12 protein-coding genes are annotated in these 12,109 nt (G+C 58.6%); 2 read left to right on the top strand and 10 right to left on the bottom strand.

Features of this window, described 5'->3' with window-relative positions; all coding sequences use genetic code 11:
* From FFS12_RS14765 to FFS12_RS14745, 5 genes are all read right to left on the bottom strand, one after another.
* A partial coding sequence (locus FFS12_RS14765) for a hypothetical protein (protein ID WP_137887730.1) occupies positions 1-721 on the bottom strand: 721 nt, incomplete at its 3' end.
* Positions 718-2,181 (bottom strand): 3'-5' exonuclease, encoded by a 1,464-nt coding sequence (locus tag FFS12_RS14760; RefSeq protein WP_137887728.1) that lies wholly within the window; start codon positions 2,179-2,181, stop codon positions 718-720. The genes FFS12_RS14760 and FFS12_RS14765, both read right to left, overlap by 4 nt.
* A complete protein-coding gene (locus FFS12_RS14755; protein ID WP_137887726.1) occupies positions 2,178-2,630 on the bottom strand; it encodes a hypothetical protein in 453 nt (150 codons plus the stop codon). The genes FFS12_RS14760 and FFS12_RS14755 overlap by 4 nt, the downstream gene beginning before the upstream one ends.
* A 122-nt stretch (positions 2,631-2,752) precedes the next feature.
* Positions 2,753-3,028 carry an HU family DNA-binding protein gene (locus tag FFS12_RS14750; RefSeq protein ID WP_137887724.1) on the bottom strand — a complete coding sequence of 92 codons (276 nt, stop codon included), beginning with the start codon at positions 3,026-3,028 and terminating at the stop codon, positions 2,753-2,755.
* Between the two features lie 93 nt (positions 3,029-3,121).
* Positions 3,122-4,612, bottom strand: coding sequence for a DEAD/DEAH box helicase (locus FFS12_RS14745; RefSeq protein WP_137887722.1), 1,491 nt, complete (start codon positions 4,610-4,612; stop codon positions 3,122-3,124).
* Between the two features lie 357 nt (positions 4,613-4,969).
* On the opposite strand from FFS12_RS14745, the gene ligD reads away from it, so the two are divergent.
* Both ligD and FFS12_RS14735 read left to right on the top strand, forming a co-directional pair.
* Entirely contained in the window at positions 4,970-7,411 is a 2,442-nt protein-coding gene (gene ligD / locus FFS12_RS14740) for a DNA ligase D (RefSeq protein ID WP_137887720.1), read from the top strand.
* 29 nt (positions 7,412-7,440) lie between these two features.
* Positions 7,441-8,307 (top strand): Ku protein, encoded by an 867-nt coding sequence (locus FFS12_RS14735; RefSeq protein ID WP_137887718.1) that lies wholly within the window; start codon positions 7,441-7,443, stop codon positions 8,305-8,307.
* A 201-nt stretch (positions 8,308-8,508) separates the two neighbouring features.
* Here FFS12_RS14735 and FFS12_RS14730 read toward each other — a convergent pair whose 3' ends face one another.
* From FFS12_RS14730 to FFS12_RS14710, 5 genes are all read right to left on the bottom strand, one after another.
* Complete coding sequence (locus tag FFS12_RS14730) at positions 8,509-8,904, bottom strand: hypothetical protein (protein ID WP_137887716.1); 396 nt, start codon at positions 8,902-8,904, stop codon at positions 8,509-8,511.
* A 531-nt stretch (positions 8,905-9,435) separates the two neighbouring features.
* The gene (locus FFS12_RS14725) at positions 9,436-9,747 is read right to left on the bottom strand and encodes a hypothetical protein (RefSeq protein WP_137887714.1); all 312 of its coding nucleotides are present in this window, start codon (positions 9,745-9,747) and stop codon (positions 9,436-9,438) included.
* Positions 9,748-9,762: 15 nt separating this feature from the next.
* Positions 9,763-10,173 (bottom strand): type II toxin-antitoxin system VapC family toxin, encoded by a 411-nt coding sequence (locus tag FFS12_RS14720; RefSeq protein WP_137887712.1) that lies wholly within the window; start codon positions 10,171-10,173, stop codon positions 9,763-9,765.
* Positions 10,170-10,400, bottom strand: a complete 231-nt coding sequence (vapB, locus tag FFS12_RS14715) for a type II toxin-antitoxin system VapB family antitoxin (RefSeq protein WP_137887710.1) — start codon at positions 10,398-10,400, stop codon at positions 10,170-10,172. The genes FFS12_RS14720 and vapB overlap by 4 nt, the downstream gene beginning before the upstream one ends.
* A 1,031-nt stretch (positions 10,401-11,431) precedes the next feature.
* Positions 11,432-12,091: an SOS response-associated peptidase gene (locus FFS12_RS14710; protein ID WP_137887708.1), complete on the bottom strand. Its 660-nt coding sequence runs from the start codon at positions 12,089-12,091 to the stop codon at positions 11,432-11,434.
* Positions 12,092-12,109 lie beyond the last annotated feature (18 nt).

Raw genomic sequence — 12,109 nt, 5'->3', positions numbered from 1 at the left:
CCACGGAAAGGGCCACCACCGTGACCGCGCCATTGAGCGCATGCCACATGCCTCGCTCGAGGTAATACGCCACTTCATCCGCGCTATTCGTCACGAACTCCATGACGGCGCCCTCGCCTGTGCCTGGGATCATCTGGAGCAGAAAGACCACCCCGCCGAAGATGACCGCCATGATGGCGAACCCCCTCAGCCCTACCGCGATGTCCGCCGTGCTAGGTATGGAGTGCATGCAGATGATCAGCACCAACAGGGCAATACCGAAGCCGGCCCATGACTCACCGCCCATCTCAAGCAGCGCAGAGACGGAGCCGGCGGCGACCGAGCAGATCCAGACAGCCAAGGGCCAGATACCCTGGTCGGGAATGCCGTGCTCGTTGGCAGTGCCCAGTGTCAGAACAGCGATTGCCCCGCCGGCAAGCAGCGGGGCGATTCCCTGTACGACCAGGCCAATCGTGTTGCGCATCGAGAACGGGTTGTAGGAGAAATCAACGTACCCCAGTCGCCCGGTAATTGCGTCGGGGGCGAACAAGGCCAGTTTCCTGATCCGCAGCCCGAACAGCAGGCACGCAGCGGCGTGGGCCAGCTCGTGTACCGGCGAGCCGATAATTCCTGTGTTCCGATAGACACTCCAGGTCTTTACCGAGAACCGTGAGACCAGGCGGCCCCACAGGAATATCGCTCCTGCGGGAATTAGCAGCAGGGCGAGGTAGAGCGAGATCAAGCGCTCACCTTCTTCGCTGCCAGCGCCCTCTTCGCCTCGGAATGGCTCTTGTGGATCACGATCTGGGTGATGCTGTTGATCACGAGGGTCTTCTTGGCTCGGGTGACGGCCACATAGAGCAGGTTGAGTTCGTCGACCCGTTGCTCGGGAGAGACCTTCTCCTCGTCGAAGATGTCCGGGAAATCCTCCTCAAGCACAACTACATCCCACTCAAGCCCTTTGGCCCGGTGGCATGTACTGACGATCACGTCAGCCACGTCGGAATCGTCGGTCGAGTTCCGGCGCAGCGCCGCGATCAGCTTCGGGATATCGTCATGCTCTTTCAAGATCCTGAGCATCCGGTTCATCTCGGCGTCTTTCGACTCCTCTGCCGCCTCGGCGTAGGCCTCGAAGTCACGAAATTCTCCGAACAGCCGCTTGTTGCGGATCTCGTCCTTTCTCCCCTTCTTCAGGTTGTAGGCATCCTCCAGGTCAGAAATCTGGTAGGCCTCGATCCCCCCGTTCCAGAAGACCATTTGCCCGCCAGATACAGCGTCGATTGCCGTCATGATCACGCCCACCACAGTCCGGTTGAGCACCGTGTAGCGGTCGGTTCCGAATGGAAGGCTGGTCACAACGCGGTCACGAGCACCAATCCCTACCAGGGGGCGTTCCTCGCCCTGCTGCTTGAGGATGGCATTGGCCACCCCGGCGATCATCGGGCCGAAGCGGAAGGAGTTGGTCAGGAACATCGCGTCGGCACCCAGCTCGATCTGGGTGTCGAGCGCATTCTCTGCGCCCCGCCAGCGGTAAATCTGCTGCCACTTGTCTCCCACAAATATTTTCCGTGCGTTTTGACCGGCGACCAGAGAGGCAGTGACTGGGTTGCTGTCCTGGGCCTCGTCGAACAGGATCACGTCATAGGGCAGAACTGGGTTGCTGAGCTGGAAGAGCTTCAGGTAGGCGTCATGCTGGCAGACGAACTTGTTCTTGGGGTCGATCATTGCATCCCAGAGCCTCTGCGCGGCGATGATCGTCCAGTCGATATGATCTGCCCCGCACTCCGCACTCTCCTCCTCCCCCAGCCCGGTGAAGAAGTGGGCAAGGCCAATTTCTTGATCGGCACTCGACTGATAGGCGTTGAGGACGGCGATTGCGTCCCGCACGTCGCCCCAGTTGCGGGTTTCGAGCAGGGTGGCGGCGTCTGTCAGCCTGATGTTCCCTAGCTTGTGCTGGTAGTGCCGCCCGAACTGCGGCCAGGCGAGCTGGTGAGAGGTCTTGCAGGTCACGTTCTTGGGGAACTTCTCTGCCCCCTCATCGCGGATGGCTCGGTTGTAGGCGAGGTAGAGCATGCGCAAATTGCTGTGATGCTTTGCATAGGCAACCAGCGTGCTCGTCTTGCCGCACCCGGCATACGCCTTCACTACCAGATGCTTGCCGGTGTACTCGATGACGGGCGTTTGTTCGGGGGTGCATTTCATTGGCGCATTTCCAGGTTCGATTTCATGCAGCGGTAGCCGTAGACAGACAAGGCGATCAGACACCAGAGAGAAAACATCTGGTCGAGCAGAGCTCCCATCGGCTGATGGCGCAGCAGAAGCGCAACCGGCTCAGTCGCCAGCAGGAAGATGCCGAAACCGGCAACGGCATGAGGGCCAAACGTCCGCAAGGCCAGCGCAGCCAGGATGGCAACGGCAGTTGCGCCGACAGGGCCAGTCCCGCCACTGATATCCGGTGCAAGGAGGGTGCAGATGAGAACGGCTGAAATGCCGATACCGGCCAGGCCAGTGGCGTGCTTTGCACCGATTGAGCGCAGTCCGTCGCCGTTGTGGCGCAGGGCCAGAATGCGCAATGCGTGTCCACCCAAGGCCGTCAGGTAGTCAGACATGGTGCTGGAGGTTGATTCAGGGGGGGTATTTTCGCCGGGCATTGAGGTCTCCTGTGATGAGGAGATCGTTTCATGCCAGCCGGAAGAGGTGTTGCGTATTCAGACCGTTTTATCGCCTGAAATAGAAGGGAGGAGATGCCGCCCCTTCCGGGGCGGCGTCTGGATCACTTGTTGACCTGATCCTTGAAAGCCTTACCGGCAGTGAACTTCGGTAGCCTGGATGCAGAGATGGTGATGGGCTGGCCGGTGGCCGGATTGCGACCCTGGCGCTCTGCACGGCTGGCAGTGTCGAAGGCGCCGAAGCCGACCAAGGCAACCTTGTCGCCGGCAGCGACGGCATCTTGAACCTTGGAGATCAGGCTGTTCAGCATCTCGCCTACAGCGGCTTGGCTGTGGCCGGTGTCGTCGGCGATGGCTTTGACGAGTTCTTGTCGATTCATGCAGGTGTTACTCCTTGGGTCTTTGTTGGAAGTGTTCAAGCCAATCGGGGCCAGTGCGAACAGTGAAACACAGGCTCGGAATTACCCAAGCCCTCAGGCGAAGCGTTTTTTGCTCTTGGCGCGGCGCACGTTGTAGCCCTTCACCCAGTTGATCATATCGGGACTGGGTAAATTGGGCTGCACAGCACCGATCCAGGTGCGGTCTGGAAGCTCTTTCATGTAGGCCTGATAAGCGTACTGCGCCCACCCTTCCTTCTTGCCCTTCTCTTGGGCATAGCCCAGCAGTTCGCTGAAAATGTGCTGCTTGCTGGTCGGCCCGAGTACCTTGCGGCGATCCTCGAGCTTTACCAACTTGCCGGTGGCCACCGCAACACCATCTGCCACGGTGATCTCATTGCCGCAGCGCGGGCACATGAGCCCAGAAAATATGAAGCTGCACTTCGGGCAGGGCTTGGTTTTCTGTTCCTGGTCGGCCTTGTCCTGCTTGCGCCGATCAACCGGGTCACCATCGCCCATATCCATTCTGTCAGGCAGCGCGTCTGTTGGCAGGCCATTGAGCAGCAGGTTGCCTGCATGGTCGATGATGATGCCATCGATCTTCCAGGTCTCCGGCGAAAGCCGCAGCACGCGGCCAATCATCTGATAGTGCAGTTGAAGGGATTTCGTAGGCCGGGCCAGGATCAGGCAACTCGTCGAGGGATCATCAAACCCTTTGATGAGCATTGCCACCGACACCAGCACCTTGATCTTGCCTTGCGCGTAGAGCCGCAGGATTTCGTCCGTCTCGTGCTGCGGCATGTAGCCGTCAATGTGCGCAGCCATGATCCCAGCGTTAAAGAACTCCTCAGCAATGCGCTTGGAGTGAGCGACGTTGCACGCGAACACTAGCGTTTTCCGGTTCTCGCCCAACTCTTTCCAGTGGGAAACGATGTCGCCAATGATCTGAGCGTCGCCCATCACCTTGGCCAACTCATCCTCGATGTAGTCGCCGTCAGCGTTCGTCCGGACACCCTTGAGCGATGGCACGAATGGCGCGTAGCAGGTGGTCGGCACCAAGAACCCTTGATCGGTCAGCTCTTCGGTGGTGATGCAGCTCACCAGCCGGTCGAAAATCTTACCAAGACCACGGCGGAAGGGCGTCGCGCTCAAGCCGATGACCGGCACTTTGTTTGCCCGGCACCACTCGATCAGCTCCAGGTGGGTCTGGTGAATGACGTGCGCCTCGTCGATCAGGACGAGGTTGGGACGGCAGTGATTCAGCATGTACGCAAGGCGTGGGCGCAGGCTCTGCACCGTCGCGACCTGAATCTGCTTCGAGTAATCGGTGCAGGGGTGGTCTGACTGGATAGCACCCGCGTACAGCCCATCCTTGTGGAAGCGAGCCAGGGTCTGATCGAGCAGCTTCACGCTGTCGACGACGAACCAAGCGCGCTTCAGCTTGTTGGCGGCGCTGGCGATGATTGCCTTGGCCACCTCCGTCTTGCCCGAGCCAGTGGGGCTCATAAGCATTTGGATCAGTTGGCGCTGGCTGATGCCCTCTCGGAGCATGTTGAGTTGGGTGTCTTGGTATGGGCGGAGCTGCATGGTCTCGAACCTGTTCGTTCAGTGAGAACAGGAAACCATCGAGTCTGAAAATCCCAAGCATCGGGATTTGGGTACAGCGTCCAGGCAGATCGGCCCGGCGCTGGAAGCGTTTAGGAGGGCTTCAGCCTCAATGTGCCAGGCACATCCGAAGGCTAACGGCGTAAAGCTGAGGCCAGCACCGATCCGAACGCCAACGACAAGTCATAGGAAACGCCGAGGAACCCGACCACTTGGCCTAAGCTGGAAGTATCGGTACGGAAAGCACCCGCAGCCGTGACCTGTCCCCCCTACGTCCGCTCATGCCCCACAGACCGGAGCTGATGAGCGCGGCTCCTGCGCCGAAGTAAAAGGCAATGCATGGCGAACTCCGAGCCCACTTCTCTTCGTCGATACCGCCAAAAGCGCGATTTCACCGTCACGCCGGAGCCCGAGCCTGCGGGTACTTCCAGCGGCTCCCTCTTTGTCGTTCAGAAGCATTGGGCTAGCCACCTCCATTACGACCTCCGCTTAGAGCTGGACGGCGTTCTGCTGAGCTGGGCTGTGCCCAAGGGGCCTTGCTATGACCCTCAGGAACGCAGAATGGCCATCCAGGTGGAGGATCATCCTGTCAGCTATGCCGGGTTTGAAGGCACGATTCCTCCAAAGCAGTACGGTGCTGGTTCCGTCATAGTCTGGGACCGTGGCACATGGGACCCAATTGGCGACCCACGGGCTGGACTGCAAGACGGTAAGCTGCTCTTTAAGCTCCATGGAGAGAAGCTCGTCGGCAAGTGGGAGTTGGTCCGCATCTCGAAGACGGATGCCACGCAGTGGATGCTATTCAAGAAGCGCGACGAGTGGGCCCGCCCGCTCTCTCTGTACGACGTGATCACTGCACTTCCTGACAGCGTTGTCGTTCATCCGCTTGGACTGCGGGAGGCCGTCCTCCAGCCGGCCATCGAGACGACAATAGAGCTCACTCAGGCTGTTAGGGCCTTGCTGCCAGCCAAACTCACGCCTCAGGGTGCAGTGTTGGCTAGCACTTTGCCGGTCGGCGGTGACTGGATCGTTGAGACGAAGTTTGATGGCTATCGCATGATGGCCCGCATCGATCAGGGACGGGTCCGATTTTTCACCAGCGGGGGCCAGGACTGGACGAACAAACTAAAGAGCCTGGCGTCAGCGGTCGAGAAGCTAGGCATCACTGAAGCTTGGCTAGACGGCGAGGCCGTCGTCCTGAAGGCCGGCATTCCGAACTTCAACGCGCTACAGAACGCCATCGCCACCCGAGGCGAGTCCATCGTCTACTTCCTCTTTGATCTTCCGTATTGGGGCGGCGTGGACCTTCGCCTGGTCCCGCTGAAGGCGAGGCGTGCTCAGCTTAAGCAGCTCATCGGAGAGCCTTCCGAGCGGATTCGGTTCAGTGACAGCTTCGATGCGCCACCAAAGGAGGTCTTCCAAGCCGCGTGTGACTTAGGCCTTGAAGGCTTGATGCTCAAGCGAAGCGACGCCATTTACACCTCCGGGCCGTCCTCGACCTGGCTTAAGGCAAAATGCAAACTCCGTCAGGAGTTTGTCATATGCGGCTTCACGGAACGCGGCGCCGCCTCTCGGGAGGTGGGCGCGCTGCTGCTGGGCTATCACGAAGCCGGACGGCTACGGTACGCCGGCAGGGTGGGCACTGGCTGGAATGCCAAAGGTGGGCAGGAACTGCGGGCCAGGCTGTCGGCGGTCGAGACCCCAGCGCGCCCGTTTGACGCGAACGCTGTCAGGCACGGAAGTTGGGCCGGTGGCGAACATTGGGTTAAACCGATTTTGGTCTGCGAAGTCGCCTTCGCCGAGTGGACGCCCGCTGGCCACGTCCGTCACGCCTCATTCAAGGGACTGCGCTCTGACAAAACCGCGAGTCAGGTTACTCGTGAAGCCGCTAAGACAGCGTTCTTAGAAGGCGCTGCGGTCAAAATCACCCACCCGGAGCGGGTGATCGACGAGTCGACCGGGATCACCAAGCTTGAGCTCGTGCGGTATTACGAAAGCGTGGCGACCTGGATGCTGCCGCACCTTGTTGACCGTCCTGTTTCGCTCCTTCGCGCGCCCAGCGGCATCGCTGGTGAACTGTTCTTCCAGAAGCACTCAGGGACCAAAATGCCTGGGCTGACCGAACACGATCCCTCACTTTGGCCCGGCCACGCCGCGCTGCTTTCAATAGACAGTCCTGATGCCCTGGTAGCCGCGACCCAAATGAACGTCGTGGAGTTTCACCCCTGGAACTCCACCGTCGGCACTTTGACGGCACCTGACCGGATCGTGTTCGACCTTGATCCGGGCGAAGGCATCAAATGGCAGCATGTGCAGGAGGCGGCCCTGCTGGTGCAAACATTGCTGACAGAACTCGGTCTGAAGGCATGGTTAAAGACGAGCGGGGGCAAAGGCCTCCACGTCGTCGTACCACTCAAGCCAAAACTCGACTACGACACGGTAAGGGCGTTCTCAAAGTCGTTGGCACTACACCTGGCGCGAACGATTCCGAGCCGATTTTCCGCAAAATCGGGGCCGGCGAACCGCCCCGGCAAAGTCTTCGTCGACTACCTGCGCAACGGCTTCGGTCAGACAACCGTGGCCGCGTTTTCAGCCAGGGCCCGTCCCGGGATGGGCGTCTCAATGCCGGTGGCGTGGGAGCAACTGATGGCCCTGAAAAGCGGCTCTCAGTGGACCATACGTACGGCGCGCGAGTACCTCAGCTTCCAGACCGTCGACCCGTGGAGTGCCTATTGGGAGACCCGGCAGGAATTAACGGGTCCGCTGGAGAGGCTAAACTGATAAGAGCTTTCAGATGCTTGGAGGGTCCTATGGCAGCTCGATCGATCGCCTCATTGTCCCTATCTTTTGGCCTAGTTTCGATACCGGTCAAGCTTTACCCCGCGACCGCGACCGAGAGCGAGAATGCGATTCATTTCAACTTCCTATGCAAAGACGGCTCCCACGTAAAGCAGCAATACATTTCTGAGCTAACCGGCAAGCCTGTCGGTCGCGCCGACATGGTGAAGGGATACGAATTTGAGAAGGATCGTTACGTCACCTTCACCCCGGACGAGCTCAAGGTGCTGGAGGAAGGTGCCAGCCCTGTTGTCGAGATTGTCGCTTTCATCCCCGTGCAGGCCGTCGACCCTATCTACTACGACAAGGCCTATTACCTTGCCCCGGACAAGCGCGGAGGCAAGCCCTACAACCTACTCAAAGACGCGATGCTGAAGACAGGACGTTGCGCAGTCGCCAAGTGGGCGTCGAAGGGTAAAACGCACATGGTGCAGGTACGCCCGGCGGCAGATGGGATGATCTTCCAGCAATTGCTCTTCGCCGATGAGGTGCGATCTCTGGCGGATTTGCACGTCGAGCAGGTCGATGTTTCGGAGGCCGAGTTGACGTTGGCAATCCAACTGATCGAGCAGGTGGCGGAAGACGGATACGATCCGAGGCAATACGGAGACGAAGAGAAAAAGCGGGTACTCGCGGCGATCGACGCCAAGATCGCCGGGAAGCAAATCGTTTCGCCGGAGGCTGGCGAAGTCACCCCAAGCGGCCAGGTTATCGACCTGATGGACGCTCTCCGAGCGAGCTTGGCCAAGGGCGGTAAAGCGAAGGCAGCTTCGAAAACGCCAGGAGTGGGCGCCGAGAAGACCGAAGAAACCCAGCCGCGCACGCGGACCCGCAAGTGACACGGCGCGTGCTGATGCAGCCGCGAGCGCCGAAAATCAGTTCCTGAGCAATGGAGTTCGTGAACTGAGCTCCAAAAGAAAAGGCCAGCTTTCGGCCTTTTCCTATGCGTCGAATTTGTGAGACGGAGGCTTTAGGCGTTTCGTTGCCAGACCCAAAACAACACCGCAATCAGCGTGAGTGTGAACCCGCTGATCACGCTCTTAGCTAGCAAGTGCGCAATTCATGGATGAATCGTCACCAGCAAACTCCATAACCCATTCCTGGGCGACCTTCTCGAAACTGAACGAGTAGAGTTTGTAATTTGGCGAACCTACGGCAAACACCATGACCTGATCCTTGAACCCGAGGTCAGGTGTCCGCCGATACTCGATGTTGATCTTGAAACCATCGTTGTGCTCGCGTACAGCGAGAACCTTACCGGGATACTGCTTTCCATTGATGAGCGTGACCGTTGCACCCTTGGACACAGTGTCCAGATTGATGGACTGTATGGTGGCCTTCTCTTTGGCCACGCAGACAAGCTGCTCAGCCTGCGCGAGGTTGCTGACCGCAGCCAAAATGGCAACATGAACGACGCGCTGGAGGGTAGTTCTCATGTACTGCTCCTTGAGAGTGTGTTGGGCTTTCCTAGACGCTTGTCTCGTCGACGCGAGAGCTACCTTTCGGCCTCAAATGAGGCTGCTTTTTAACGACCCTGAAGTAGTAAATCAGCGTCATAGGTGACGCAATCAGTACCGCCATTATCAGTGATGATGGTAGGGCGAGTACGAGTCGGCTTGGGAAGTCGAACTGCCGACCAGCCACCATGGCCACAAAGAAGGCAACATAGAAGCTGGTCTTTGCGAAGTAATCTCGCAGCCACCAGCCTCTCGTGTTTTGAGCCCCCAGCCGTGCAAGCCACCAGATCAACCCAAAAACTGCGGCTATCACCAACACCGTTGCGATCATCCTAGTCTCCGTTTCTTCAGACTTTGAAATCAGGGCCGATCACCCAAACTCGGCCCTTGCTTGCAACAGCCACCGGCCTGACCCGAAGGGCATAGACGGCATGAGTGGTCGTGAGCTTCCCGGTCAGATAGTGCTTGGCAACACTGAGCGCATATCGCATTTCGAATTCTTTGAACAGTTCAGGCTGGAAGCATCGTTCGCGTGACCGCCGCAGCGAATTCGCCGAGTCCGTCAACAGACGCCCAGCGATCAACTAATGCGCGCACAGTAGGCTCGCCTTGTGCGGCAACTTCCAAACCAGCAGCCTTGGCTGCTATCAGTTGCTTCTCCTTCAACTCGACACCTGAAATCGACTGAAACACCACAAGAACCGCGTTGGGGTGCGTGTCGAAGGAAGCCGCTATCCTCGTCAGTTGACTTTCGACAGTGGCCTGTAGCTCGCTTAACCCACAATCAGAGGGTATGCCGCTGAACTCGTCGGAAGTCTTCATCGCTTCGTTTCCCTCTTAAACCCAGTCTTCGTAAAGAAGGCCGGGTACACGACCAAATTCACGCACGTTGTTGGTCACCAGCGTACAGCCGGAGGCTATTGCATGACCTGCAATAGCAGTGTCGTTGGCGCCAATTGGCGTGCCCGCCTTGGTGAGCGCACGCATTGCTTCAACGGTCGCATCTACGGCACGTTGATCCCACGGCAACACTGCGTCTAACCGCTTTACGAATTCATCGACCAGGGTTTTATGCTTGGCCGAAGCTTTCTTGCCGATCTGGCCGTAGCGCATTTCGGCGTAGGTGATGGCGGAAATGACAATGCGGTTGCCCTGCTCTACCTCGGCAGTCAGTCGTTGGATCACCGATGCAGGGTGTTCTCGCATGATGAAGGAGCAAATGCAGGTATCGAGCATGTAGGTGGTCACAGATTGAACCTGCCTTCATCACCAACAACCACCGGGCGCTCTTGAAGGAAATCGGCATCAGCCTTCGGCAGCTCAGGAAGGGACGCCCAGGATGGCCGGGCTGGGCGCAGAGTGATCACGTCACCTTCCCGAGAAATCTCAAGCTCCCCGACGCCTTCATAGGCCATGTCATTGGGTAAGCGAACGGCCTGATTCTTGCCGTTTTTGAAAATAGAGACGGTACGCATAAAGCTGCTCCTACATATGCCAGGCATATGCACTGTAACAAGATGGCTAAGCATAGGCAAGGCATATGCTCGAATTGTTATAGGGCAGCCTCGAAGGCACGAGGCGACACGGATCAGGTGTTTGAATTGACGAAGGGAGATTGCGCGGCGGGTGGCAGTGGCCATGTGTTCTCTCTGTCAGGATTGGAATCGCTAGCGATCCTGAGAGAGTTGCCAGTAGGCATCCTGCGAAGCCTACCAGCGTCTACGGCGCTTGTTCACGGAGAGAGGGTTGTCGGACGGCAACCGATCAGACTTCTTCGGAGGCAGGCCCGATCTGGAGCGCGTCGGTCGAGAGGGTCGAGGCTGCTCAATCGCTCAGCCAAGAAATTTTCCGATGTGGTGCAGGCCGCACCGCCACTGGGCTCCAGGGCTGCACCGACGAACGGTAAAACCCTGTTTTCGTGCGCTTTGCCTTGACCTTGCCGATTCCGAACTATCCTTACTACTCATGGGCATAAAGCATGCCTATGACGTAGGAAACTTGGAAAATGGCTTTATTCGTCAAATGGGAGCGCAAGCATGCGTAAACGAGTCAAGCGATGTCGCAACAAGGGGGGGAGCACTGGGCGTGTAGGGCACGCCCAGTGCTCTTTGGTAGTGATCAACCAAGCAATCACCGACAAACCGAATACTAGTCAAACCACGGCAAATGGCAAATCGTCCGTCTTGCATTGCCCGTTCATGAGGGGGATTCAGTTCATCCTTCTCTGTCTGGTCTTGGGAATTGGCGCCTTGCCGAACCCTGGCAGTGCGCCAACGACGGGTTTGACGTGCACCTGGGCGACGGTGAATGGTGCGGATCAGGGGGGAGACTGGTCGGCGCGACTGCTTTGATTGCGGCGCTGCCGAATCTAGCGTGCCCGGCATCGAGCCGGGCACGCTGTTCGCCCATAACTGAATCGACCTAATGAGGGGAAGAAAAGGCCAGGCATAGTCCCTTGCCTGCACACCCTCAGCCCTTCACGGGAAATTCCTCCCGCACTCTCCCATCAGGGCTTGCGCGAGGGTGCCTCAGCGCTGGCCTGCAACCGCTCGGCAGGGTACTGCCGCAGGAACGCCATGCTCTGCTCCGCTGGGGCACGCAGCCAGTCCTGATGCACCCCATTGGGCAGGATCACCACCATGCGCTTCTCGTCGGTGGCCTTGTGGTAGTTCCTCATCAGCGGATGTTCGTCTGCGTTGACCGTCAGCATCGTATAGCTATGCACGACCTCGCCCGTCGCACTCACCCAACGCTCCCAGAGACCAGCGATCCCCATGAGCTCGCCGTCGACCCGCGAAATCCTGGTTGGAATTGCCTTTCCGGATCGCCAATCGGGCTCGTAAATTGCGGTAGCTGGGATGATGCAGTGCTGGGCGTTCTTCCAGGCTGCACGAAAGCTCGGCTTCTCCGCTACGGTTTCCGTCCGGGCGTTAAAAGTCCGTCGAGCCAGCTTCGTATCTTTCGCCCAAAACGGAAGTAAGCCGAATAGGCCCGCCAGCGCTTCGATGGGAGACCTCGCTTCGCCCTCTGGATCAACGTCCTGCGCCGTGCGAATGAATGGCCCTGCGTAACCCGGCCAAAGCGCTGTTTCTACCGGCTGTTCTGGTGCCACCCCGAACGCTGTAATGAGTTGGTTGGGAGTAGGTGCTTCGTATCGGCTACACATATTCCGGTACCCCCGGTC

Origin of the sequence: Pseudomonas sp. 2FE, from assembly GCF_005503735.1 — a bacterium.
Classification (GTDB): Bacteria; Pseudomonadota; Gammaproteobacteria; order Pseudomonadales; family Pseudomonadaceae; genus Aquipseudomonas.
Note: the sequence above shows the minus strand (reverse complement) of the source record. Positions and strands in the feature narration are given on the sequence as shown.